This is a genomic window from Arthrobacter sp. CAN_C5 (assembly GCF_017875735.1).
Classification (GTDB): Bacteria; Actinomycetota; Actinomycetes; order Actinomycetales; family Micrococcaceae; genus Arthrobacter_D.
The window spans coordinates 3004347-3030819 of sequence record NZ_JAGGMZ010000001.1; the positions used below are offsets into that span (position 1 = coordinate 3004347).

14 protein-coding genes are annotated in these 26473 nt (G+C 63.5%); 1 reads left to right on the top strand and 13 read right to left on the bottom strand.

Going from position 1 to position 26473, the window contains the following annotated elements; all coding sequences use genetic code 11:
* Positions 1-18 precede the first annotated feature (18 nt).
* Positions 19-987: a glycosyltransferase family 2 protein gene (locus tag H4V95_RS14075; protein ID WP_245345716.1), complete on the top strand. Its 969-nt coding sequence runs from the start codon at positions 19-21 to the stop codon at positions 985-987.
* Here the strand turns inward: H4V95_RS14075 and H4V95_RS14080 are convergent.
* The 13 genes from H4V95_RS14080 to pth form a co-directional block, all read right to left on the bottom strand.
* Positions 984-3629 (bottom strand): PKD domain-containing protein, encoded by a 2646-nt coding sequence (locus tag H4V95_RS14080; RefSeq protein ID WP_209730892.1) that lies wholly within the window; start codon positions 3627-3629, stop codon positions 984-986. The two genes, H4V95_RS14075 and H4V95_RS14080, sit on opposite strands and share 4 nt — an antisense overlap.
* A gap of 28 nt (positions 3630-3657) precedes the next feature.
* Positions 3658-4533 carry a hypothetical protein gene (locus H4V95_RS14085; protein ID WP_209730893.1) on the bottom strand — a complete coding sequence of 292 codons (876 nt, stop codon included), beginning with the start codon at positions 4531-4533 and terminating at the stop codon, positions 3658-3660.
* Between the two features lie 177 nt (positions 4534-4710).
* Positions 4711-9225: a PKD domain-containing protein gene (locus tag H4V95_RS14090; protein ID WP_312884045.1), complete on the bottom strand. Its 4515-nt coding sequence runs from the start codon at positions 9223-9225 to the stop codon at positions 4711-4713.
* 2 nt (positions 9226-9227) lie between these two features.
* Complete coding sequence (locus H4V95_RS14095; RefSeq protein WP_209730894.1) at positions 9228-10082, bottom strand: hypothetical protein; 855 nt, start codon at positions 10080-10082, stop codon at positions 9228-9230.
* Entirely contained in the window at positions 10079-10909 is an 831-nt protein-coding gene (locus H4V95_RS14100; protein WP_196867968.1) for a CDP-alcohol phosphatidyltransferase family protein, read from the bottom strand. Before H4V95_RS14100 ends, H4V95_RS14095 begins: the two co-directional genes overlap by 4 nt.
* The gene (locus H4V95_RS14105; protein WP_245345717.1) at positions 10906-12126 is read right to left on the bottom strand and encodes a DUF1972 domain-containing protein; all 1221 of its coding nucleotides are present in this window, start codon (positions 12124-12126) and stop codon (positions 10906-10908) included. Before H4V95_RS14105 ends, H4V95_RS14100 begins: the two co-directional genes overlap by 4 nt.
* Positions 12126-12617, bottom strand: a complete 492-nt coding sequence (locus H4V95_RS14110) for an adenylyltransferase/cytidyltransferase family protein (RefSeq protein ID WP_196867967.1) — start codon at positions 12615-12617, stop codon at positions 12126-12128. Before H4V95_RS14110 ends, H4V95_RS14105 begins: the two co-directional genes overlap by 1 nt.
* The gene (locus H4V95_RS14115; protein ID WP_312884046.1) at positions 12617-14035 is read right to left on the bottom strand and encodes a sugar transferase; all 1419 of its coding nucleotides are present in this window, start codon (positions 14033-14035) and stop codon (positions 12617-12619) included. The genes H4V95_RS14110 and H4V95_RS14115 overlap by 1 nt, the downstream gene beginning before the upstream one ends.
* A gap of 695 nt (positions 14036-14730) precedes the next feature.
* Positions 14731-17421: a LuxR C-terminal-related transcriptional regulator gene (locus H4V95_RS14120; RefSeq protein ID WP_209730896.1), complete on the bottom strand. Its 2691-nt coding sequence runs from the start codon at positions 17419-17421 to the stop codon at positions 14731-14733.
* On the bottom strand, positions 17414-20065 hold the full coding sequence (locus H4V95_RS14125; protein WP_209730897.1) for a LuxR C-terminal-related transcriptional regulator: 2652 nt from the start codon (positions 20063-20065) through the stop codon (positions 17414-17416). The genes H4V95_RS14120 and H4V95_RS14125 overlap by 8 nt, the downstream gene beginning before the upstream one ends.
* 455 nt (positions 20066-20520) lie before the next feature.
* Positions 20521-23226: a LuxR C-terminal-related transcriptional regulator gene (locus H4V95_RS18810; protein WP_196867963.1), complete on the bottom strand. Its 2706-nt coding sequence runs from the start codon at positions 23224-23226 to the stop codon at positions 20521-20523.
* Entirely contained in the window at positions 23223-25559 is a 2337-nt protein-coding gene (locus tag H4V95_RS14135) for a LuxR family transcriptional regulator (protein WP_196867962.1), read from the bottom strand. The genes H4V95_RS18810 and H4V95_RS14135 overlap by 4 nt, the downstream gene beginning before the upstream one ends.
* Before the next feature lie 314 nt (positions 25560-25873).
* Complete coding sequence (gene pth / locus H4V95_RS14140) at positions 25874-26461, bottom strand: aminoacyl-tRNA hydrolase (RefSeq protein WP_209730898.1); 588 nt, start codon at positions 26459-26461, stop codon at positions 25874-25876.
* Positions 26462-26473: the final 12 nt, after the last annotated feature.

The window sequence follows — 26473 nt, forward strand, 5'->3', positions numbered from 1 at the left end:
CACCTCGAAAGGAGCAACATGGCTATCTCCAGCCGGGAACAGATGGTAATCGCGGTGTTAACCTACCGCCGGCCCGATGATCTTGCCGTAGCTCTACCAGAGCTGATCTCCCAGGCGCGATCCAGCAGCATCCCGGCTACCATCCTGGTCATCGACAATGACCCGGATGCGGGTGCCCGCGCTCTTGTGGAGGGCAAAGACCGAGAACTGGTGCGTTACGTTCACGAACCGGTTCCTGGTATTGCCGCGGCCCGGAGCCGAGCACTCGCTGAAGCCAGAGAGATGGCTCTGCTGGTGTTCATCGACGACGATGAGCTGCCGTCGCGCGGTTGGCTGGACCTCCTCGTGGAGGTCCAGCGAAGCACGGGAGCGGCCGCCGTCGTTGGTCCGGTCATCTCAGAATACGTCCACCCGCCTGAGCGGTGGATCATGGCGGGAGAATTTTTCATCCGCCGCAGAATGCCCACTGGCACTGTTGTCACCGTCGCAGCGACGAACAACCTGCTCTTGGATCTGAATCAGGTCCGAGCGATGGGTCTGGACTTCGACCTCCGGTTTGGGTTGTTGGGGGGCGAGGACACCCTGTTCACCCGGCTCCTGGTGCAACGAGGGGGCAAAATTGTGTGGTGCGATGAAGCAATCGTGATGGATCGCGTACCCGCTCAACGACTCACTCGATCCTGGGTGCTCCGACGGGCGTTCAGCAGCGGCAATAGCTGGAGCCGAGTTGATCTTGAACTGGCCAGCGGCAGCCACGGCAGCCTCCTTGTTCAACTGCGGTCGCGTCTGAAGCTGCTCGCAGCTGGACTAGTCCGCATTGGCGGAGGGTGTGTACGAGGCTTTCAGGGGTTAGTGACCGGGTCGGTAAAACACAGGGCCAAAGGGTTGCGTACCATCGCCCGGGGCGCGGGAATGGTGTCGGGAGCGGTTGGCTACGTGTACCGGGAGTACCGGCGGGCGCAACCAACCGCCGCCGCCGCCGGCTAGGGCACCTGATCGACCGTCAGATTGTCGAATTGGGCTAGGACAGGTGCATTCCCCGCGCCGCTCGACAGGTAGGTGAAGAGGCCGACGCCGCCCTCCACCTGCAAGGCTGCGGTTGAATCGGAAGCAGACACCAGCCAATCCGATGGTTCCGCGGTCCCTTCCGTCCAGACTTTTGCGGTGATGATGGTGGGCGACACCCCAACGACCCGCAGCCGGATCTGTAATTTTTGTCCCGCAACGTACTGAATGCCTGGAACCGTCCGGGACATCAGGGACGTTTCGCCACCACCCACCACCCGCGTCGCGTCCAGGCGGACAGCGCCGCTTCCTGAGATATGCAGCTTCGCCTGATAGCGTACGGAAGCGCCCACGGTACGACCGGACAGCCATAGATAGGTTCCGCTGCCGCTGCCCACTTTCGACAACTGCACTTGCACGCTGGAATCAGTCCGGGTCGAAGATATGGCGTTGAGGCTCGCCGACGGACCAATCCCAGGCTGGTTAAGGTTGATCGTTCCGACACCGTTGCCGACAGAGAACAGGGATGCCGAACCACCCAGTGCCCATGCTCCTCCCTGGTCTGCAGAACCGAACCCCGATGCCACGTTCCGTCCGAAAGCGTCGCGTGCCAGCGTATCTCCCGCCGGTGGCGGGTTATCAGCGGAGACTCCAACCTGGCGCACCACTGTGGCGGAGGCGCCGTCGTTGTCCCGCACAGTGAGCCGGATACTGTACGTCCCCGCCGTGGCGTAGGTATGGGCCGCAGTGACGCCGGTCGCCGTACCACCATCGCCAAAGTCCCACGCATAAGAAGCAACCGTCCCATCAGAATCACTTGACCCGGAACCATCCACCGTGACGGTCAGACCGTTGACGTTAGACGTGAACAATGCGGCCGGGGCTGCATTAGCTGGTGGCTCTGTGCTGCCCACGGGAACGTTGACGCTGACCGTGCCCGAGCCCACCGTATTTCCGAACGGATCGCTGGTGACTATTCGATAGGTGTGGGTTCCCGCTGACAGCCCGACATCGGTGAACTCGACGTTCGGCCGGTTCCAGAAGGTGGACTGCCGGATGGTGGTGTGCACTGGTGTAGCTGTATTGCCGTCGCGGATGACCCTATAGGTGAGGTTTTCGTTGTCGCGGTCCCAGTTGGTCTGCCACCGTACGCGCACCTCACCGGCCCGCACATAGGTCAAGGCTGGATTCGTTGCGCTGCCTGAGATCCTGGGGCCGTCATCATTGGGAGCGATGTCACGCACCGCAAACCGGACGAGCCCCTGTTGTGCCCTGCCATTCACATTCCGGAACTCCCCGGCCATGGCAACATACTGTTCAGTGCCGGTTACTGTCCATGGCCCCTGAGACTGCCCCGTCGCCGTTCCGGTATCCAACTGTGGGAACCAGGTGAGAAGTTCCGGTGCCGGCCGACCCGTGAAGCTAGGATAACCGTAGATGTCGGCCGTGGCGGTTCGGGTTGCAGCTTTGCTGAATGCCACGGCGCGCCACCACGTCCGCGGCTCGGTTTGCGGGAATCCTCCGATGTTGCCGCAGTAGTGGGCATGGCCCGCTGTGTATACAGCGGTGGAGGAGGCCCAGACACCGTACGTATCGCCGTGGCAGTCTTCTACCCACTTGAGGTTGCCGTTTGACCAGTTTCCGGCGAAGGCCCCCTCCAGGTTCCCTCCGGTTCCGAAGATGTAGCCAGTGCCGTAAAAGTTGGTTCCGTCTGAGGAAAGGGAAAGGATTGCTGAATCCGTGCCCGCATTGCGGATGACATCATTAACACCGAGCGTCAGGGACGCACCGGTCGTCGCATTCACCCGCCCAAGGCCGTAGCCCGGCCGGTTGGACCCGTTGAGGGTGGTGAAAGCTCCCCCGATGATGACCTGTGTTTCGTCGGGCGACAATACCAGAGCGTTCACCCGCTCGTTCGCTATCGGATTCCACGGCAGGAGGCCGCCGTCGGACGCCCGCACGGCAGCAAGCCGCGTTCGCGAGGCTGACCCGACGGAACCGAATGTTCCACCCAGGTAGACGGTATCGTTGGTGGCGGAGATGGCTCGAACTGACCCGCCCATCCGAGGGTTGAAACTGGATATGACCGCTCCGGAGGAAGGGTCCAGTGCTACCGCCCGGAGCCGGGAGGTTCCATTTACCGAAGTGAAATCGCCACCCACGTATATCCGGGAGCCGTTGGGTGCAGCCGCGATGGTGAGCGCCTGACCGTTGAGGTTCGGCGCGAAGGAAGACAGAAGCGCACCAGTGGTCAAGTTGTACGCCAGGATATTGTTTCGCGTGACTGTATTCGAGTTCGGAGCCGCACCAGCCGGTCGCGCCGTGCTGAACTTGCCAGCCACGTACACGATGTTGCCGACGATGACCTGCTGCCAGGCGACGCCGTTGATCTGAGCGGTCGGCAGGGCATCGGATGAAACTGTGACAGGGGTAGCAGGGTCTAGAGGGTCCGCTGGTGCTGTATCTGCGCTAGCGGGCGCGCCGATGATCGCGATTGAACACGCTAGCAAAAGACACAATGCGGCAGCAGTAAAGGCCCGTCCTGCGTGCCTGGTCCTGAAGGTTGGACCGGCGGAGACAGCGCTATGGACCGTCCCCTCCCGTAACGCTGGGTAGTCGGTCATAACGGTCCTGCCTTAGTCGAGCACTGGACTACTGAAGGATCGGTCTGTTTCCGGCAGCGACCGGTAACGGACCGTGTGATCGCCCGCGAATGCCGGTAACGGCGAACGCGGGCACAACGGATGACACGCCGGCAATTTTTCTCCGGTCGCTCTCCGAGTAAAGCCCGTGGATCCAAGCATCGTTGCCGGATCCTTCAACATTATTGGTCTTCATGAGTGCCTCGGCCTGGGTTCCGGGTATCAAGGCGAAGTGTCGCGGAGTTGCGGATATCTGACGCACCGGATAATCGGAGCGCAGCGCTACCCAGTGGAGCCAAACGTCATCGGCTGTGGGGCTGAGCTCGCGAAAGGCTGTCCCGTGTTTCGCCAGTTCGACCAGCATCTCCGGCGGGTAGATGATCCCCGAAACTCCGAGCCCGAAGTTGGAGAAGCGCGGTTCAGTGTCTTTGCAGTTCGGCCAAGTGTGATAGCTGTTCAGCTTGCCGTCGTCGAGAATAATCTTACTTGCCCAGTGGCAATTGACACTTGCCGGATGTTTAAGATGGGCATCATAAAGTCGGCGCAGCCAGTACCTCGGGTACATGATGTCGTCGTCCGCCGTGACCAACGGCAAGTAGTGGTCCTGCACCGATTTAACGTACGGGAAGTATTTGGTGTGCGGCCCCAGGTTGTCCGTCAGCGAAATTTTTAATCCGCGGCGCTCGAGTCGACGCAGAGCTGCAGGAAGAGCTGCATATAGCTCAGGATCGTCAAGCCAAAGCGTGATCCGGGAAGGTCTGGAACTGCCGAGGGCAATCGACTCAATAGCGATGGCGGCGGCGTTGATACGCCGCCCATAGGTGGTGAGGGATACGGCTACCGGTGTTGCCCCCGTGACCGCACGGCGTACCGTGAGATTGCGCATCCGGAGATAGAACCACAGGAGATGGTTCCTGAACCGGCGGGTACCTCTGCGCAGCATCCGGGCGCCTAGGCGAAGAGGCGATGGGGCCGGTGTAGCTGAGAACGGTCCGGGTTTCATTCGATCCTTTCCAAGCTGGCCGGGTTCCTTTGTGACGGTGAACCCGGCCAGACACATTTGTTATGGCACCGTGGTTACGGTGAAGTCATCGAAACGGGCGGTAACCGGGGCGTTGGTCGCTGACCCGGAGAGGTAGGTCAGCAGGGCAACGCTTCCTGGAGCCTGCAATGCCGCTGTGGTATCGGTCGCCGTGACCGTCCACGCTGCCGGCTCACTGGTACCGACCTTCCACACCTTCGCGTTGATCGTGGTCGGAGAGGTTCCCGTGACCTGCACGCGCACCTGCAGCTGCTCCCCCGCGGCGAGTTGAAGCCCGGGCACGGTTCGCGTCGCGAGAGTGGTCATTGCGCCGTTGACCACCCGGGTCGCATCAACTGTCACAGCACCCGTCGATGACACCCAGGCCTTGCCCCGATACTCCGCCGTCGGAACCCTCCGACCCACCACATACATGAACGTTCCACCGCCGGATCCGATCTTGTCCAACCCGAACTTCACCAAGGACTCGGTGCTCGTTGATGACACCGAGTTCAAATACGCGGAAGGCCCCGAACCCGCGCTAGCCATCCGGATCGATCCAACACCATTCGCCACCGAGAACAACGACGCCGAACCCGCCAGGGTCCACGCACCGCCCTGATCAGAGGTCCCCCACCCCGAGGAAACAGAGCGGTCGAACGTATCCACCGCCAGAACCCCGTTTCCTGCAGGAGGCGCAACCACCGTCACATCCTTGGTCGTACTGTGGGTTGCACCGTCATCGTCGGTGACCGTAAGACGCACGGTGTAGGTACCGGCCGCCGCGTACGAATATGTCGCGTTCACCCCGCTACCTGTGCCACCATCGCCGAAATCCCAGGCGTAAGCGGCAACTGTTCCATCCGAATCGGTCGACCCGGAACCATCCACCGAAACCTTCAACCCATCCACCGTTGACGTAAACGCCGCCACCGGAGCCACATTCACCGGCGCCGCAGCAACTGCCCCTACGGTGGTTACGGTGAAGTCATCGAAACGGGCGGTAACCGGGGCGTTGGTCGCTGACCCGGAGAGGTAGGTCAGCAGGGCAACGCTTCCTGGAGCCTGCAATGCCGCTGTGGTATCGGTCGCCGTGACCGTCCACGCTGCCGGCTCACTGGTACCGACCTTCCACACCTTCGCGTTGATCGTGGTCGGAGAGGTTCCCGTGACCTGCACGCGCACCTGCAGCTGCTCCCCCGCGGCGAGTTGAAGCCCGGGCACGGTTCGCGTCGCGAGAGTGGTCATTGCGCCGTTGACCACCCGGGTCGCATCAACTGTCACAGCACCCGTCGATGACACCCAGGCCTTGCCCCGATACTCCGCCGTCGGAACCCTCCGACCCACCACATACATGAACGTTCCACCGCCGGATCCGATCTTGTCCAACCCGAACTTCACCAAGGACTCGGTGCTCGTTGATGACACCGAGTTCAAATACGCGGAAGGACCCGAACCCGCGCTAGCCATCCGGATCGATCCAACACCATTCGCCACCGAGAACAACGACGCCGAACCCGCCAGGGTCCACGCACCGCCCTGATCAGAGGTCCCCCACCCCGAGGAAACAGAGCGGTCGAACGTATCCACCGCCAGAACCCCGTTTCCTGCAGGAGGCGCAACCACCGTCACATCCTTGGTCGTACTGTGGGTTGCACCGTCATCGTCGGTGACCGTAAGACGCACGGTGTAGGTACCGGCCGCCGCGTACGAATATGTCGCGTTCACCCCGCTACCTGTGCCACCATCGCCGAAATCCCAGGCGTAAGCGGCAACTGTTCCATCCGAATCGGTCGACCCGGAACCATCCACCGAAACCTTCAACCCATCCACCGTTGACGTAAACGCCGCCACCGGAGCCACATTCACCGGCGCCGCAGCAACTGTGACGTCCTTCGTGGTGCTGTGAGTAGCACCATCGTCATCAGTCACCGTCAACCGCACGGTGTACGTACCAGCGGTGGCATAGGTATGCGTCGCATTCACCCCGGTACCCGTGCCACCATCGCCAAAGTCCCACGCATACCCGGCAACCGTCCCATCAGAATCAGACGACCCCGAACCATCCACCGCAACACCCAACCCACTCACCGTCGACGTAAACGCCGCCGTTGGGGGCGCGTTGAGCAATACCCCGGTGGTTCCGGCGTCGAAGTGGGTCTTGACCGCCCCAGCGCTCAGGGCCGTCGGGTAGATTGCCACTTCGTCGATGTCGCCCTGAAAGTATCTGCTGGTTGGAATTGAAGCCCAGCCCGCCAGGTTGTCGCCACCAATCCTCCAGTATCCGTCAAATGATCTGCCCGTCGTGGTGTCGGTGCGGCCAGCGACGCGCGCGCCATCAACGTAAAGCTGCATTCCACCTGTCCCAAGAGTTGCAACGACATGGTGCCAGGCGCCGTCGTTGTAACGGGTGGTGCTATTGACTGTGCGCCGCACACCTTTCGGAGCAACCCCGAAGAAAATTCTGCCGAGGTTATCCATATAAACATGCCGGTCTACATCAGCGGACAACGTACTGAGTGCATTTCCGAACCCAATGATCTTGCCACCTGACGTAGTGGTGGTCTTAATCCATGCCTCGGTGCTGAACGTGTTGGGCCGCTTGGCGCGGGTTGGGTTAGCAATAATGCCGCTCGTGGTGCCGTTCAGCCTCACACTCGTGTTCGCCTCGCCGCTCAGGGCTCCTGCTGTGCCGAAGGTGACCCCGGCGGACGCCGTCAGGTCCTCTACGCCCACCGAATCGAATACGGTGGGACCAACTGGTTCACCCAGCCGCCAGTGTGTTGTTGGCTCATCCCTTTTCACGGTCTGTTGATAGGCGCTGGCCTGCTGTTCTTCGCCCGACACCGTGACAGTCACTGTGTCGGAACGAACCTCGTTGCCAGCCGGATCCGTGACGAAGATCCGGTAGCCATACTGCCTACCCGGCACAAGACCGGTGTCGGTGAAGGACATACCCGGACGCTCCCAGAACGTCGATTCCAGTGATTTCGTGTGAATCACGACCGTATCCCGGCGAACCTGGTAGGTCAGGTTCTTGTTGTCCTGGTCCCAGTTGGCCTGCCAGCGAACACGCACTGTTCCCGGCGCCGTCGAAATCAGGGTTGGATTGAAGTTAGTGCCGGTTACGCGGGGACCCCGCAGGTTCGGCGCAATCCCTTTCACTGCGAAGCGAACCAATCCTTGCTGCGCCGCGCCATTGACTGACGGAAACTCGCCGCCATAGGCGAGGTACTGATTGTTACCAGTGACCGACCACGGCCCCTGGTTCTGACCGGTGAACCGTCCGTCGAGGATAGTCGGAAACCAGTTCAGCAGCGTCGGTGACGGGTTGCCCTCGAAGTTTGTATAGCCGAATGGTTCATCAGTGATCGTACCCGTGGCGCTCTTGCTGAATGCCAAAGCACGGTTAAATTGCCACGGAGCTTCCTGGGGAAACCCGCCGATATTCCCGCAGTAGTGGGCGTGGCCAGCTGAATAGATGGCATCTCCCACCGGAAATACGGAATAGGTGTCACCGTGGCAGTCCTGAATCCAGTCAGTAGAGAAGTCCGACCACTTGACCGAGAAAACTCCCTCGTGTGTACTGTCCCGCCCGAAGGTATAACCGGAGCCGTAAACGTTTGTGGAGTCGGACGCAAGACTGGTAACGGAACCACTCGGGCCGCCGTTGCGAACGATATTGTTGATCGGAAAAGGCAGGGATTGACCCGTCGCGACGTCCACTGCGCCAAGACCATATCCCGGACGGTTGGAGCCATTGAGTGTTGTGAACGATCCTCCAACGACCATCTTCGTGCCATCGGGTGACAGGGCCAAGCCGTTGACCTGTCCATCACCGGCCACTGGCGCCCAGTCAAGCAGGGCGCCATCGGTGGCTCTGAATGCGGCAAGTCGGGACCTGACGACGGTGCCTACTCCGGTGAATACACCGCCAAGATAAACTGTGTCGTTTGTCGCCACGATGGCTCGCACTGATGCGTCCATCTTCGGCACGAAATTCGTCAGGAGGCGCCCGTTGGAAGGATCCAGGGCCGCGACCCGCCACACCGTTGCGCCATTGACGGTGGTAAAGGCGCCGCCTACATAGATCCGTAATCCGTCCGGAGAAGACGCAATCGCTGTGGCCTGGCCATTGAGGTTCGGCGCAAAAGAATCGATGAGCACACCGGTGCGGATGTCATAGGCGAGGATGTTGTTGCGCTGAACGGTATTCGCACCCACTGGGGAGCCAGCCGGGCGTGCAGTGGTGAAGTTGCCAGCCACGTAGACAGTATTGCCGACGATGGTTTGCTGCCAGACAACGCCGTCGATCTGAACCGTCGGCAGCGCATCAGCGGTCACGGTCGTGGGGCTGGCTGGGTTCGCAGGGTCTATCGGTGCGCTGTCTGCTGCAGCGGGCGTCACTCCCACGATGGCCATCGATACGGTTACCGCGAGCGCGCACAACAGCGAGGTGAGGTTGCGGAACAGCGATCGAGTATTTCCTCCAGGACTTTTCTGGGCATTCTGGAGAGGACCCGCGGTCCGCCGATGAGCCGGTTCTTGTGCTTTCACGACTAACCTTCTTCGCCTGGTGCCGCACCTTCGAATGCAGCGATGGGGGAGGATGCTTCCCTGTTGAAAAGAATCCGTACTTGGTCCCGCTGATCGGCGGGAATCGAAAAGACGAGGGTGGTCGCTGCGGATTCGCCCGCGTCGACGGTTGCCGGGAATTCGGTGGCACCGGATCCAGTCAGTTGAACCGCTGGCAGGCTGTCCGGGCCAAACTCGACGTTCACCACTGAGTTGGTCAGCGATACCGCCTCGCCGGTGGTGTTCTCCACGGTGATGACGAACCGCAGAGCCGGTCCGGCGATCTCGCCGATCCCGTAGGCTTCGGCGTCGATTGCCTCCATCGAGCTCACGGACGCTGTGATGCCCTTGGCGAAGGCGGACGGCTCGTCGAGGGTCACCGGCTCGGACACGGGCTGTTCGATGGCGGCGAGTTCCGCATCGGTGGTCGCGGCCTCCTCAGCCTCCTCAGCCTCCTCAGCCTCAGCGGACTCGATATCGGCTGGTGCTGCTGCATCGGTGGTCGCTGCTGCCTCGTCGGTCTCTGGCGCGGCCTCCTCGTCCCCGGCAGCTGGTTCGGTCGACGGGGCGTTGGCGGGTGTCGAAGCGTCCGGCTCCTCCGGTCCGGCGTCAGTCGGCGATGCAGTGCCCGCCGCTGGGACGGAGACGGTGGGGGTGGGGGTGCCTTCAGCACTGACGTCAGTGGCTGCCTGGCTGGACACCAAATAGCCGATGCCCAGGGTGAGTGCCAGCCCACAGGCCAGCACCCCCGCCATAACCTTTCGTCCTGTGCTGTGGGGAGCTGTCTCCTCCGGTGTACCGGCGTCAATCGGATCATTCACTGCGCTTGGATCATTCACTGTGCTGCACTCCCGGAGACGTCGGCGTGGCGGGCCCTGCTGGGTGCGTCAGGGCGGTTCCGGGCCGTGGCATCAAGCCTGCCCATGTCCCTAAACCATTTGACTGACGCCAGGACCAAGTGGCCGAGGTTGGCGACAAACACCACCGTGTAGAGGGCCATGAAGATTGACGGCGCCCCGAGCAGGACGAAGGTGAGGCACAAAAACCCGTAGTCGGTGGGAATCAGCAGCAGCGACTTGAGCCGGGATCCCGACCCTTTCGAGGGAACCGCCCCGGTTTTAAGGGTGTGGATTTCTTTCAGATGATCGTTGAGGATCATGGAGAAGAAGGCAACCGCTGCAACCACGCAGAAACCCAACGGAACCAGCAGCCAGAGCGGGCTGGACAGGTCAAAGCCGCGGTAGGCGCCGATCAGTACCGCCAGATGGATACTGGAAAGCTTCGCGCTGTCCACCACGTGGTCGAGCCATTCGCCGGAGAGCGATCCGCCGCCGCGCAAGCGAGCGACCTGTCCGTCCGCCGCGTCAAACGCGTACCCGACGGCCAGGCAAAGCCAGACAGCAATCCCGAGCCCCCAGGAGAGGTTCCCGAAGGCAATCATCCCGATTCCGGTGAAGGTGAATGCGGCGCTGATGACGCTGACGGCGTTGGGGGTCAGACCGGCACGGTGGCACGCGGCCGCAAGATACCTCCCGGCACGGCGGTTGATGTAGACCGAGTAGGGCGGGGCCCCGGGTGCGGCGACCTTCTGCGCGGCGGCCAGGGACAGCACTGTCCGGCGATAGGTCCCGCCGGTGGAACGGCGTTCGGTGAGAGTCTGGCTCATGTCGTCACCACCTTGGGTGCCGTAACAATGCTCGTGGCGTCGGCTGTCCGGCGGCGTCCGCCGAGACGACGCGCCGGGGTCTTCGCCAGGGAGTAGCACAGCTTTTCGTAGCGTTCAGCGACGTCGTCCCAGTCGTACCGTTCGGCAGCGCGCCGTGCGAGCCGGCCACGCCGTTCGCAGTCAACGGGGTCGCGTTCGGCGGAGTGCACGAGGCGCATCACGTCGTCGCTGTCGGCGAAATAGCGGCCCGCCTCGCCCAGCACTTCCGAATTGAAGTCCACTTGGAATGCGTTGGTGGCCGCTCCTGCACCGATTGCGCGGAGCAGCGAGGGGTTGGTACCGCCCACCGAGTGCCCGTGCCAGTACACCCGGGCGTTGGCGTACAGCTGGTCGAGGAGTTCCTGATCCCACACTCCCCCAAGAAACTGCACCCGCTGATCGGCAAGTGAGTGGACCTTCCGGATGTAGGTGTCCGCGTAGGGTGCGGTGCCCACCACCACGAGGGGCAGTTGGGCGGCACTCCTGCGGTAGCCATCAACAACCAGGTGGACGTGGTTTTCCGGCTCGAACCGCGCCACGACCAGGTGGTATTTGCCGGTCTCCAGGCCCAACTCCTGCACCTTGTCGCTGGCGGGGTTGTCAATCAACGGTGCCCCGTAGGCGATGTACTCGGTGGGTGCGTTGAACCGCTCACGGTAGTAGTCCTTAATGCCGATGGCGTCGGCGATCAACGCGTCGGACCATTTGACGGCGAGCGCTTCGACGGCGCGGTAGTAGCGTTTCCCCACCTTGCCCCATTTGGCACGCTTCCATTCCAGACCGTCCACGTGGGTGGCAACGGGAATCCCGGCCGCGCGAATCACGGGCAGCCAGGGCGCGTTGGCCGCGTTAAACACGATCGCGACGTCGGTGCGGTGCCGAAACAAGTGGCCAACCGACAACCCGGTGTGGCTCAGGGTTTCCAGCGAACGCTTGCGCAGGGACGGAAGATGGACGAGCCGCATGCCGAGGTGCTCCCGCACGTCAGCGTCCGCTGGGGTCACCGGACGGCAGTAGACGGTCACTTCATGGCCCATCGCCGCAAGGCGGCTGCCGACCTCTTCGATGCAGGTTTCGAACCCGCCGTAACGTGCGGGTACCCCCCGGGTACCGACCAGCGCAATGCTGAGCGGTGTCATTCGCTGCGAGCCCAGCGGATTGTTCAGTGATTTCAACATTAGTTGGTCCCATTCAACAGTGGATATTCGTGGTGTTCACGGTTCAGGTTCTCCAGGGCCCTCCGTAGCGCGGTACTGGAGGTGTGGACGGTGTACGGAAAGTAGACGACCGAGACGTTCCGCACAGCGAACTCCTGTTCGAGCCGCCGAGCCCGCTCGGTTCCCCGCCAGTCGTCGCCCTTGAAGAAGATGTTGAACCTCAGCTGATCCCAGACGGCCATCTTGTCCGGTACGGTTTCGGCGCAGACCCGGTCGACCAGGCCAATGTTCTCGACAATCTCCATCCGCTCGGCCAAGGGGATCACAGGCCGGCGTCCCTTCGTGACCTCAAGGATGTCGTCGGAGACCACCCCCGCGATGAGGAAGTCACAGCGGGATTTCGCCTGCCGCAGGATGTTCAGGTGTCCCACATGAAACAGGTCGAAGGCTCCCGCCGCGTACCCGATGCGGATACCCTGCACCTGCTCGTTGCCTGTTGAGTCGTAGGTCATCAGTACGCTCCTGTCGGTTTGACCAGTACTTTGAAGGTTCGCCACATGATCATCAGATCCCCGGTGACCGACCAGTTCTCGACGTAGTACAGGTCGAGGCGAACACTCTCGTCCCAGCCCAGATCCGACCGGCCGCTGATCTGCCAGAGACCTGTGAGACCTGGCTTGATGAACAACCGGCGGTGGGTATGTCCTGCATAACCAGAAACCTCGCTGGGAAGCGGCGGCCGGGGCCCGACCAGCGCCATGTCACCGCGGAGGACGTTGAGGAGCTGCGGGAGTTCGTCAATGGAGTACTTGCGGATCCACCGGCCCACCCGGGTGACCCGGGGATCGTCACGCATCTTGAAGAGGACCCCGTTGCCCTCGTCGCATGCCTTGAGACCGGACAGGTCCGCCTCCGCGGTCGTGACCATCGACCTGAACTTGTACATCGGGAACTCGGCGGATCCCCGGCCAACACGGTGCTGCTTGAAAATCACCGGGCCCTTAGTGTCGCGCCTGATCAGCAGCGCCACGATGGCGAAGACGGGGGCCAATGCGATCAGGGCTGTAAGGGACACGACCACGTCCATCAACCGCTTCACGACGTGGCGTCCCCCAGCGAACTGTGGCATTTCGACGTGCATCAGGGGCAGGCCCTCAACCGGACGCATCTGGATCCGGGGGCCGGCAACATTGGTGAGCGTTGACGCCAGCACCAGTTCGGTTGCCGTGCGTTCCAGCCGCCAACCGAGTTCACGGATGTATTTGCTTCCCTTGTGGAGGTGGCCAGCGACGATCACTGCATCGGCCCCGGTGTCGGCGACCGACTTTTCCACCCTGCTCAGCCCGTAGACCACCGGGATCTGCCGCTCGCCTGCCTGAATGACCTGCGACCGGTCCTTGCCTTCCAGGACGGTCCCGACGACGTCATACACCGCCCCGGTCTTCTTCGCCAGCTGGCCGACCACGTACTGGACGTCGTCGTGCCGTCCCACCACGATGACCTTGGACAGGAACAGTCCGAACTCCCGCTGGCGCATGAGCCAGTTCCGCCAGATCCACCGGCTCCCCAGCAGCCCGACCAGGCCAGCGGGGAGGGTGATAATCAGGAAGTTGCGGAAGTCGTGGGCACCAAACAGGACCACTGCGACTGCCATCCAGCTGAAAGTGGCGGCGCTCGCCTGAACGATCCGCTTGTATTCGGAGACACCCACACCGATCAGCCGCGGGTCACGGGTCCTGAACGTTGACAGCATGGCCAGCCACCCCCCGCAGACTGCAACGGCGAACGTCACTGTTTCGGTGGTGGCCGCACCGCTGACCATGCTGTTCAGGATCCAGTCTGTGCTGATGATCACTGCCGTGAGGATGATCAGGGTGTCGGTGACCCGCAGGGACATCTGGTAGCGCTGACGCCAGGGAACTCCCGACACGGCTGCTGCGCGGACTCTGGGACGCCGCGTGAGCGCGGGGAACGGGAATCTTAGGGTCTGTTCCTGAGTCTGATACATGTCACACAGCTGTCCGGCGGCCTGCGCTGAAACGCCGGCCGTCTTTCGTGAAAGGAGCCGACGACGGCTGGGGACGAGCCTTGGTCTCGGAAGGCTCCGACGTCGCCGGCTCCGCATGAGGAGGACGCATACCGAGGTGCTGGACAGGTACCATCCGGCATGCTCCCCGCTGCGTCCAGGACGGAATGACGTGGCCTAGCCCGGCCACTGTTCCGCCAGCTGGTAGTAGGTGGAAACGCGTAACTCCAGAAAACCGGCGGATTGCGCCGCAGGTTGAGTTGTTCAACATATCGAGACCCGCTTCATAAATGCCCAAGTACTGCAATTCCCAAGTACTGCCTTCGGGGGCAAGCCTATGAATCCGCCCGGAACCGGACACGAGTGGTAGCTACCTGACTTCCGGCAGGTAGCACTACTCGTGCTGGCACCCCCGCCGCGGGTAGTACTCGCTGGATGACCGCCGGCTACGCGCGAGTCCCGCGGCGGTCCGGGTGCGGGCAATGGACCCGAGGCTGTCGGTACCTGGTCCGCTGGCCGCCTTGGGCTCGCGGACACGCAGGACCCGAGCCGGACGCGCAGGATCCGCTGGCGGTCTGGCGGGTGCTACCTAAGTCAATTTAGGACGGGTTGAGATCCTGCAGGTCCTCGCGGCGGCTGATGCCGAGCTTCGCGAAAATCCGGTACAGGTGCCCTTCCACGGTGCGTACCGACACTCCGTGCTGTTCGGCAATGTCGCGGTTGGAGTGGCCGCGGGAAGCAAGGGTGACGATATCCTGTTCCCGTTGGGTCAGCTTGGTGGCTGACTGGGCCTCCGAGAATTGGTGCCCGTGCAGTCCCTCCAGCTTGTCCACCACAGCGTTCAGTGTGGGTTGCAATGCACGGGAGCGCTGGGTCTGGCCCTGCGCGGACAATAGGTTGATGGCCGTACCCAGGCATTCGGCGGCAATCAGGAAGTAGTCGGCGTCCCGGGCTTGCTGGGCGGCAACTTCCAGCGCAGTGGGGTCCTTGGCCAGCATCCCGGCGGCCATCGCGTTGACCATCGCTCCATCGGCCCCCTCGAAGGTGGCGGTGATTCGCTGCAGGGCGGTGAGCGAGGCGGAGTCGCCCAGGCGGACCGCCAGTTCGAATGCTGACGCGGCGAGGGTTGCCATGCCAGTGGACTCGGCGTCCTCGGCGATCCGTCGGAGTTCTGTGATCGCCGCCGAGGCGCCCACCAGGTGCGCGTTCGCTCCCACGGCGTGAATTTTTCCCTGCAGCCGGGCCTGAAGCGACCCATAGGCGGGAAGGGCTGCGAACTCGTTCGAGTAGCGCTGGGCGCCCGCTGTGTCCCCCGCCATGGCGCAGGCGTAGGCCGCCATCCCGGTGGACATGGTCAGCAGTTGGGCGATGTCTGATTCACGGAATCCTTCGACAGCAAGCATCAGGCGTTTCCGTGCGGTCCGCATCCGACCCTGACGCAGCGCAATGATGCCTTCGAAGTACTCAAGAATTCCGCCGAAGTACACCATTCCGCCGTCGGCGGCCTGCGAGTACGCGGCCAGGAGCGAGCCGATCGCCTTCCACTGCCCGCCGCGGATCAGTGACATCCCGTGCCGGGTGATTACGAACTCCTGATGGCGCAGGAAGCGGTGCCCGCTCGCCGCGATGATCTCGAGCGCCTCGGTGGTGGCGGCTGCACCTGCCAGCGGCCGGCCCGTCGACCCGAGTGCCTCACCGAGCAGGGCCAGGGCAGCCAGACGGGTTTCCTCGGTGCCCTCTGGGTTGTCTCTGATGGCGACCAGATGGGTTTCCGACTCGAGGTAATGCCCCTCCAGGTTGAGCACGAAACAGGACAGGATCTGGCTCCCCATCCGGGAGAGCCTGATGGAGCGGCTGGACGATCCGTTCCGTTGCTGTTCGATGCGGTCCACCGTCTGCTCCCAACGGTGGACGTCCTCCCGAATCTCCTGGGAATTCCCTCCTCCCCTCATTCGCAGGTCGATCGACAGGAGGGTAGCCTCCTTGGCGATCCGCAGGCTCCCGCAGTTGATGAGGGCCTCGTCAACCAGTTCGCGTGCGTAGGCGAAGTCGCCGCGCGTCATCCGCGCGTGCGCAATTTCCACCAGGGCACGCGACTTCAACTCGGGTGCCTGGACCACCCGCGCCGCACGGAGCGCGAAGGTGGGGTCGTAGAGCCGGTTTGCCACGATTGCGGCCTTCAGCAATGTGGCGTCGTCAAGCACGGCCCCGCAGTCGAGTCCCCAGGACACCCAGCGGAGGAACCCTTCGATCGAATCGGCCTGGTCCTCGATCAGTTTGAGGAGACGCCGGCGGATGGCATTGCTCCGACCAATCGGCACCTGCGCACGGATAGCCTCCCCGTACAGCGGGTGGGCGAGCGCCACCCGCGGGTCGGGGCCGGGGGTAAGGGAGAGGAGCTGGTCATCGACCAGGGTATCGACGGCGAGGGGGTCGCAGGTTTCGCGAAGGACGCTCAGTGCTACTGGCTCGGCGAGCGCGACGGTCTCCAGCACCTCGAGCTCTGCCGTCGAGCGGCCCCGGAGCTGTCCCTGGATCAGGTCCGTGAGCCGCAGGTCGATCCCGGGCCGTTCACCGGAAAGGCACCATACTCCGTTCCGCTGCACCAGGTACTTGGACCGCGCATCGGGGTGGAGCAGGGCCAGGAGAAACATCGGGTTGCCTTCGGAGGCCTTGCTGAGGACGGCGCTCACGCTGGAGAGGATCTCATCGCCCAGCTCCCTGACACATAGTTCGTGGATCTGCTGCCGGTTCAGCGGATTGAGATCGTACCGGTACAGCATACCGTCGTGGGACAGCGCCAGGAACTCCGAGGGTGGGCCGGGGTTGGGCCGGGCGAGCACCAAGGCCCGGGCGCGTCGGGTGGCGATGAGCTGTGCGAGGAGGACACTGGTGCTGTCGTCGAGGTCGTGGGCGTCGTCCACGATAAACAGGGGAACCGTGCCGCCTGTGCCCTGTTGCCCCAGGTGCCGGGTCAAAGCGCGGTAGATGGCGATGGGCGATCCGGCGTCGGCCACCGACAGTTCTCTCAGATAGGGAGCGAGCGCGCCGAACGGCACCTTTTTCAGCGAAGGCTGGGCACCGATATGCACCACCGTGACGTCCCCGCCCAGTCCATCGGCAACCGTCCGGGCCAGCGCAGTCTTACCCAGCCCGGGATCACCCACCACGATGGCGCCGAACAGGTGGGGCTCCGACAGTTTCGACAGGATGTCCCTGACCAGGAGCTGCCTGCCGACCAAATTGGTGGAGGGCGGAGTAACGCCAACCACGGGTTCAGGACTATTCAAGGATCATCTTCAGTTGGCTACGGTTGGAGACCCCCAACTTCGCATACACCTGATACATATGCCCTTCGACCGTCCTGATGGACAGCGTCAGCATTGCCGCGATATCGCGGTTGCTTGATCCTTCGGCAACCAGCCGGGCGATGCTCCGTTCACGTTCGGAGAGCTTGTCCAGGACGCGCTGGCGCAACTCCCCGCCACCGCGCCCCACCGTGCGCAGGATGCCGCTTGCCGCCATGGCGGCCCGCTTCTCCCCCTCACCGGGGCTGTCGGCCGACATCCGCTGCACCAGGTTGGCTGCGTCCGCGGCCAACCGCTGATTACCGACGTCGGCCGCCAGCTTCGCAGCCTTGAGGATCTGGGCGGTGTCGCCGGAGGCCACTCCCTTGCCGTACAGGGCACAGATTTCGGCGAACACTCCCTGGCCATCCATGCCGCTTGTCGCAAGCCGCTCCCCGACGTCGGTCATCCCCAGTTGCACCGCCTGGCAGAGGAAGAACAGTTCGTGTCCGAAGTTGCCTGCCGCCCGGTCCTCGTCGGCCAGCTGGAGCATCTCCCCGGCGGCCTGCAGGCGGTCCCGCGTCGCAGTCGAAGCCAGGACGGAGAAGTATCTGGTGGCCCGCGCGGTATGCCAGTCGAACCGCCGGGCGGCCAGGTCCACCTTCCCAAGGTGGGACATCGACAGCTGGGCATCACCGATGAGGGTGTACGCATAGGCAGTGGCCGCTTCGGCCAGGCTGAGGAACTCCTGCCGATCGCGGATCCGCAGTTGGCTCAGTGCGGGGAGCAGTTTGGTCAGAGCCTCGGTCCCACGCCCGGCGTAGGCATACAGGCAGCCCTCCGCCAACTCGAGCGAGGTCCCATCGAAGATTCCCGCGAGAGATCCCTCCTGATGGTCGCTGATCATCGCCAGACACCGCTCCCACTGACCAGAAATCAGCATGACTGAGAACAGCCGCACCTGGGCTGACTCGGCGAGCAGGGGGTCCTCGGTGGAGTCCGCCAATCGGGATACCACCAACCGGCTGAGTTGCACCGCGTCGTCCTGACGTCCCGTCATGCTGAGGGCTTCGGCCAGCCAGCCGCACAGCTGGTGCCGGACGGTCGGATCCATTGAGTCGCCCTGTCTCAGGAGGTCATCGATGGGCTCGATCATGGCTGCGTACCGCCCGTTGTGGGCGCTGAGCTCCGCGTCGAGCAAGTCCGTCTCAGCGAGCAGGCCTGCAAGACCCTCAAGGCCTGACTGTCCTTCCCGGATCAGTCGTTCGCGGATCTTCGCCAGAAGGACATCCGCCTCGGCGAACCTCACCTGGTCCCGGCTGAGCAACCTGCACCTGAGCACCTGCATGGACACCCACTCGTGGAGGTTCGGGTCCTGGGGCTCCGAGGAGATGAACGCGTCCAGAATCTGCAGGGCCCGCATGGTATCGCCCTGGATTCCATAGGCCCGCGCTTTTTCGGTGACTTCCCTAGCACCCACTTTCTCTGGCGGAACCGCGCCAAGGAACCGGAGTGCACCCTCCGTGTCGAAGTAGCGGTTCGCAAGCTGGGCCGCCTCGATCGCCAGGACAGGGTCAATCTCCAGTGAACTGTCCAGGCACCAGGCCGCATAGTTCATCCGGCTCAGTGCAGGCATGGGGAGTTTGAGGGAGGCGGCAGCCAACTGCTGGACAAGCTCCCTGCTCCGGCCAACGGGTACCTGGCGTCGAATTACCTCGCCGATCAGGCCGGTGACGACCCGGACCATGGGTTGCTGCGTCAGCTCGATCTCGAAGATCCCGGTTTCCATCAGCGCGTCCACTTCGTCCCCGCCGGCGAAATCGGAGAGCAGCTCCAGTGGCATCGCCCCGACGATGGAGACGATCTCGGCGGTTCGTCGCTGGTCGGGAGACAGCCGGGCCAGACGGGTGGAGATCCGCTCAGTGATGATGCGGCCGGGATCGGGTGACCTCCGTGGACCCGCCACCCAGATTCCGTCCTGGGTAGTGATGTACCCGGACTCCACCTGTTCCCTGCCGATGGCTTGCAGAAACAGCGGGTTACCCCCGCTGGCGTGCCAGGTGTCGAGCACGACAGACCGGGAGACTGGCCCTCCAAGGCCGAGGGTCAGCAGCTCCGCTGTGTCGGCCAGCGATAGGGGCTCGATATCCACCCGGCGGATGAGCTCATCTTTCCAGAGGTCGCTGAACTCGTCGGGAGCTGCGTGGAGGGTCTGGCACACGAGCAGCACTTTCACAGCCCCGCTCTTCACCAGGTGGGCAATCGCCGTCGCCGAGGCACTGTCCAGATCCTCGATGTTGTCCACAAGGATGAGGGTCCGTTTGCCGCCTGACCGCCCAGCGAAGAGCTCCTGGAGGCTCCGCAGCAGGATGAGCGGATTGTCGACTGCCGCATCATCAAGGTCGCTCAGCACGAAGTTCAGTGCGCCGTAAGGCATGTCTGCGGTGAGTGCGCTCCCCCTGATGTAGAGAAGATCAAAGTTGGCCTCGACGTCGCGGGAGACCCGTTGCGCCAGCACGGTCTTGCCGATGCCTGCCTGGCCGGTAAGAACGGCGCCCTGGCAGTCTTGAGGGACCACGGCATCCCGCAGAACTGATAACTCACTGTCCCGGCCAACAAGTGGCCAGGCTCCTTGTACACCAAACATAGCGCCCCACTACATGGTGCAGGTCGGCACGGCGAGTCGTCCCAGCCCGACAGATTCAAGGAAGGAGGAAACGGTCCCCGTTCCAGCTTTGACGAAAGTTGCAGAGTCCGCCTCAGCTTCTCAAGTACTTGGGAATAACCATACGCTGGATTGAGGATTAAGGCACGCGAAGTGGCCAAAAAATGTGAGCGGTCTCACGGGACCCTGGCCTCGGCATCGAGTGAGGGTACTACCCATGGTAGGGCCGACGGCGGGCTGGGGATCAGCCCGGTCTCAGAAGGCTGGCCGCCGCCGGCCCGACCATGGGTTCCGCCGGTGAGGGCGGAAAGGGTCTCCCTGGGCACATGGCCCGGGTGACACAGTCAGACTACGGTCCACATACCTTCCCCACACGCGTAGTGGCTACTCGTCTTCGTGCCAGCGGCTACTTCACTCAGCGCCCGGTCTACGCGGCTCTAAGGCTCGTGGGAGCCTTCCTCCAACAGCCCGATGACCAGATCATCCCGGCCCCCGATGCCGAGTTTGAGGTAGATCCGGTAGAGGTGTCCCTCAACTGTCCGGCGGGAAACGGTGAAATAGGTGGCTATTTCCTGGGAGGACGCACCCCTCACCGCAAGCCTGGCAATCTCCTGTTCCCTACGGGTCAAGGCCACCCGGGTCAGGGCTTGATCGGTGACGGCACGGGTCCGGACCCTTCCAAGCATGGGAATCAAGCCACGCAGCTGCTGTCGGACCATACGCTGCACCCTTTCCTCCCCCCTCCGTCCGTACTCTGAGGCGCCACGCGCCAGGCACTCGGCCGCCAGGAGATGCCGGCCGGCACTGAGTGCCTGTGCCCCGGACGCCACAAGCTGGGCCGGGTCTGACGAAGCTGCAGCGAGTGCGATGATGCGGATGGTGTCAGAGTCGGTGGCACCCAGTTCGTTGGCCAACTCCTCAAGGCGCCCGGCACTAACCGGACGCTGCAGGAGGAAAAGCAGTTCGAGGATCTCGGCCTCCGCGTTGACCAGTCCCCGTGACTTTGCCTCGGCGGCTCCTGCCTCGATCGCCGCCACCTCCTGGTTCGTCACCGCCAACCACGACTTGGCGGCGGAAATGTACCCGTCCGCCACCAAACGCTGCGGCAGGAACCCCCGGTACGGGAGCACCCTGTAGTCCTGGAGGTACCCCAGGGCACGCTCATTGTCCCCCACCAATCGGCTGGCAAAGGCGGCGGTTCCCAGGGCCAGGGGGAGGAGCATCTCGGGGTCGTGGCGTCGGAGTTCCTCGATTCCGGCGGCCAGCAAGTCACAGCTAGCATCGATGCGCCCGCATCTGAAGTCCAGCACGCCCTGCAACGTCATCAGGTTGCCGCCGAAGTGTTGCAGTGCTGGCGGCGCTGACTGGTCAAACGATTCGCGCAGGAGTGCGAATCCTGCCTCGTCCATGGTCAGCACCAGCAGCGCCCCATGGCGGGTAATCGCGGTGCGGTAGTGCCGGGCAAGGTCCCCGTTCTCCCCCGTGGTCGCAACCGCTGCAAGGGTCAGATCCTTTGCCTCAGCGGTCTTTCCCGTCGCACCCAGGGCTTCTCCCAGCAACATTCGCGAGAGCAGGCCAACGGTGGATGAGGGCACCGTGCCACCGACGATGCCGCGCAGGCCCCGGATCGCGGTGCTGTAGTCACCGGCCAGGCAGTGCGAAACGTGCCTCAGGATCGCCGCGCCACACTCGACCTGGTCCCTCTTTGCTGGGTCGTCCTGCCGGTTCTGGGCGGCGTTCAACCGCTGGCCCACCACCGCCCAGCGGTCAGCGATACCGAGGAGGTCCTCAGCACTGCCCCCTCGCTGCAGGGTGATCTGGGCCTCGGTGACGGCGGCCTCCGCCAGGATCCCCGGATCTGCCGCCTCTTCGATGAGTCCGCGAATCTCGGCGGCGGCCGCTTCGGTGTCGGCCAGGTACAGGAAACTTCGTGCCGATTCCACCCTGGTAGCCGTGGCGAACTCGGGCGTGGTGACTGCTGCCGAGAATCGTTGCGCCTGGCGGGGCGCGAACCCGTTGTTGGCCTGTTGGGCGGCTGCCAATAACTCCTGATCCGGAATTCCATCGCCGAGATCCATTGCCCAGCCCACACTGGTGCTGGCTCCCGCGGCTGCCAGTACCTCGCGTCCATGCTGGGATGCTCGCAGGGTTCTGAGGATCTCGACCCGCCGACCGGGAGGAAGGAGGTGTCGAATCACTTCCCCATACACCCGCGGTTCGACCGTGACACGGCTCCTGCGGCTGCCGGGCCGTCCCGAATAGGCCAGGAGATTCACCGCGAGCCCCTGTTCCATGGCGGTGGGGTCCAGCAGATGCCGTGCGGCGGTGGTGGGAATACCTCCCAGCATTGCAACCATTTCGATGGCTCCGCGAGTAGCAGGTGTGCAGCCGAGGAGAAGCGCCTTGACCCGCTCCACCAGTTCGTCTCCGGCGGATTTCGGGGTTGAAACCAACAGCCACACCCCGTTGCGCTCAACGAGTGCCCTGGTGGAGCGCAAGTGGGAGATCAGCGCCCTGATGATAGCGGGATTCCCCTGGGACCAATCGGTGAGGAATGAAGTTGCGTTGGAACTGACAATCCCGCCCAGATCCCGCTGGGAGAGCACTGCCACCTGTTCCCGGCCCAACGCCGAAAGTTCACACCGCATGAGCAGGCCGTCCCGGCAGAGTGAGTAAAGTTCCTCTGGCACATTCCCCAGTGACCGGGTGAGCACCAGGAGGCGAATTTCCCGGGCCAACGCGAGCTGGCCGAGGAGGTGGCTGCTCTCCTGATCCAGGTGGTGGGCGCTGTGGACGGTCACCAGCACCGGCAGTCCGGCTTCAGAAGAAACGGAGTTCAGGGCTGCCCTGATCAGCCGCAGTACTGCCAGCCGGGACTCGAGATCGCCGGGAGCTGAATCGAGCAGTAGAGGCGCCAGCGCCCCATAGGGTACGCGACTCAGCGAGGAATCCGCGTGGATGGCCAGCGGCACTACCGTGCCTTCCAGCCTCATCAGGACCTGTGACGCCACCGCCGACTTGCCGATGCCGGCGGGGCCACACACCCAGGCTCCGCTCATGAGCGGGTCCAGAATGCTGGCTGAGACCTGGTCTATGTCGGCGGACCGCCCGATCAGTCCGCCAGCCCCGAGCTGGGCGTTCACCGTCTGAACGCGGTGCTGAGATTCACCTTCGCCAGGAGCTCAGCCCTGGTCCGGACGTGAAGTTTCGTGTACACGCGGTGCAGGTGTCCTTCGACGGTACGGACACTGACATCCATGGCTAGTGCCAGGTCCCGGTTGGTCTTGCCGTCAACCACTGCGGTGACCACTTCGACCTCGCGCCGGGTCAGGGAAGCAAGCTGTCGCCGTGCTCCGAGCGCGGTGCCGGACACACCGACGACGCCGCGAACGCGGTCCGCGACGTAGGCAATGGTCGCGCGCTCGCCGGATTGGGCGGCGAGCTGCACCGCCGACGCGGCCGCGTCACGGGCAAAAGACTGGTCGCCGAGGTGCTGCGCCAGTTCCATTGCCTGCAACACCAGCTCTGCGTCCTCCGCATCGACGCCCTTGGCATAGAGCTGGCTCAGGGCAGCGAACCGTCCCTGGCAGGTTGCGCTGAGTTTGAGGATTGGCTGGGCAACCCCGGTGTCTCCCTGCCGCATCGCGCCGCACAGGGTCATCAACTCCCAGGAACTATTGCCCAGCGCCGCGTCCTCCCTGCTGAGCTCACGCAATTCGAAAGCTGACCGGTCAGCCGATGCCGTGCCCGCCAGGGCCAACGCCGCGAAGTGCTTGGTCAGGCGTCGCACCGTCCAGGATGCCGTCCGGGACGGGATACTGGCGATCGCGAGGTAGTCAGCCGCCTGCGCCGGATTATCCGGAGCGCTGACAAAGGCCAGCGCCGCGGCGGCGAGGGGCGCCGCACCCGCGGGGTCGTGCACCTGAAGTTGTCGCAGTGCCGGGTGGAGTAACGGCTCCGCCTCGGCGGGTCGTCCGGCCGCCGCGTAGATCAGTCCTTCGGCAAGCTCCTCATAGGTTCCAGTGCCGGGGCCCAGGCTCAGCAGGTGGTACGCCGACACCTCCAGCAGACCTGTCAGGTTGCCCGACACTGCCTCGAGGGTAGCAAGCGTCATGGCGATCCGGGACGGCAGCGGCGGTTGGCCGGCAATGTCGGAGTGCAGCGCAACGGCAGCTTCCTTCGCATCATCCACCCGGCCGGTGAACGCGAGCGCCTCGCACAGCCACGCGGCAGCCAGACGACGGTGGTCAGGCTCGAGCGCACCGGGAATAAACTCTGAAGACTTCAGCTCGGTCACTACATCCCGAAAATGGCCCTTGGCTGCGGCCTGGCGTGCACGCTCGAGGATTCTCGCTGCCTGCTGCTTTCGGGGTTCGCCGACCGGTCGACTCAGCGGGCCGGATGCGGACCTGCTGGCTGCCAGGTGGGGACTGAAGCCATCGACCGGGTTCGTCAGACCGAGCACCGCGTCGCTGAGGAGCGGGGTCGCCACGGAGACGGTGGCCCACCGGTCGCTGGCAATGGAGAGCATTCCCTGCTCCTGGAGATCATCCAGATCTCCCAGGGCGTCGCCTGGGACGGCGGCGAGTGGTGTCGTCCCAGCGGCGGCGAGGGCGCCCAGCAGCCGGCGCTGGGCGGGTTGAAGCATGACAATCCGGTCGGCGATCAGGGCGGTGGTGGCTTCGCTGGGCCGCACCTTGTCCGCGGTCAGAACCCAGACGCCTGCACCGCAGCTGAGCGCACCAGCAGCGACATAGTCGCGCACCAGTGCGCCGAGAAGCCTGGGATTTCCGCCGCTGTGGGTGTGCAGAGCGAGCGACGAGGCCCGGGACGCACCGGCACCGAGGGTCGCCGCAAGGTACGCAGCGACCTCCTGCTGGGACAGGGGCGCCAGGTCCATCCGCACCAGGGTGCCCTTCAGGGACAACGTCTGGAAGTAAACGGGGGCGTCCGCGAGATCGCTGCAGGCAGCGACCAGCCGGATGGTCCCGGCCTGCACCATCTGGCCCAGCACCGTTGTCGACGCCTCGTCCAGATAGTGGGCGTCGTCGACCACAACGATCACGGGTAGGCCCAGCGCCTTGCCTTTGAGCACGCGTGTGAGGGCGCTGATCACCCGGACCGGATGGCTGAGGACGTGCTCTCCCGTGTCCGCCAGCAGGACCCGAAGGGCACCGTAGGGTTCCCGCACGTTACGACCAGAGCCCCGAAGGTGGATCAGGCAGGCGGTGGCCCGAAGGTGGTCCACCATCGACCGCAGGAGTGCTGTCTTGCCGCTTCCTGATTCGCCGGTCAGCAGGACCGATGAGGGGGCAGACCCCTCCAGCAGCAGATCATTGAGAGTTTGGGGAAGGTACGCGCGGGCGCCCCTCGGGGGCGTCGTCGCACTGCTGGCCCCCGTCCGTGGCTCGGGAGACGCCTGACGCCACTCAATCGGGGCAGGCGGGTGGGCATGCGTACTGATGTTGAAACTCATTGAGAGACCTTTTCTTCGCGTTCCCAGCGTTGTGAAGTACTGATCACGGTAGAACTCCCGCCCGGCACCCGCATGAGTAGCGACTACCCGAATTTTTCGCTCGCACTACGCATCGGCTACTTGGATCCGTAGGGCCGGGGTACTCGGCAGTCTTCGTTTCGAGGATGAGCATCAAAAAAGGGACCGACGTTGGGATGGGGGTGGCCCAGTCTCAGAGGCCGCCCAACGTCGGCCCCCGCATTTGGGGCCGCAATGGCTCAGCGGTCTGGATCATTTCACCATGTCACCACTGATCGTGAATCTAATTTTATCCGTTATTTCCCTGCCGAGTGGTATTTCTGCTGAGCGCTGACAAGCCCCTCGGTAATAAGCGATTCCACGGCATCAGCCGCGTCCTCGAGGAGGAAGCCCAGCTCCTTCTTTTCGACCGTTCCGAAGTCACGGAGCACATGATCGGCTGCATCCTGCCGCCCCGGGGGGCGGCCCACCCCGACCCTGATCCTTAGGTAGTCCTTGGTACCGAGAACCTTGGAGATGTCCCGCAAACCGTTGTGTCCGCCCTCACCGCCGCCAGCCTTCAGCTTGACCGTGTTGAAGTCGATGTCGATCTCGTCGTGCACGGCAATGACCCGTTCAGCGGGTATGTCGTAGAAACGGCAGAGGGCTCCGACCGGGCCTCCGGAGAGATTCATGTAGGTCAACGGCTTGGCGAGGATCAGCTTCGGTCCGCCGATGCCCAGACGGCCTTCGAGGACAGCCGCGTGCGCCTTGTGGCTTTTGAATTTCCCGCCGAGCCGTTCGCCCAGCGTGTCAAGAACCATCTGACCCACATTGTGTCTGTTGCGGCTGTAGTCGGGCCCTGGGTTCCCGAGCCCGACTACCAGCCACGTGTCATTCGCCACGGGTATTCCCGT

Coding starts and splice junctions, on each gene's coding strand:
- H4V95_RS14075 (WP_245345716.1), top strand. CDS start 19: ATGGCTATCTCCAGCCGGGAACAGATGGTAATCGCGGTGTTAACCTAC.
- H4V95_RS14080 (WP_209730892.1), bottom strand. CDS start 3,629: ATGACCGACTACCCAGCGTTACGGGAGGGGACGGTCCATAGCGCTGTC.
- H4V95_RS14085 (WP_209730893.1), bottom strand. CDS start 4,533: ATGCGCAATCTCACGGTACGCCGTGCGGTCACGGGGGCAACACCGGTA.
- H4V95_RS14100 (WP_196867968.1), bottom strand. CDS start 10,909: ATGAGCCAGACTCTCACCGAACGCCGTTCCACCGGCGGGACCTATCGC.
- H4V95_RS14105 (WP_245345717.1), bottom strand. CDS start 12,126: ATGTTGAAATCACTGAACAATCCGCTGGGCTCGCAGCGAATGACACCG.
- H4V95_RS14110 (WP_196867967.1), bottom strand. CDS start 12,617: ATGACCTACGACTCAACAGGCAACGAGCAGGTGCAGGGTATCCGCATC.
- H4V95_RS14125 (WP_209730897.1), bottom strand. CDS start 20,065: ATGTTTGGTGTACAAGGAGCCTGGCCACTTGTTGGCCGGGACAGTGAG.
- H4V95_RS14135 (WP_196867962.1), bottom strand. CDS start 25,559: ATGAGTTTCAACATCAGTACGCATGCCCACCCGCCTGCCCCGATTGAG.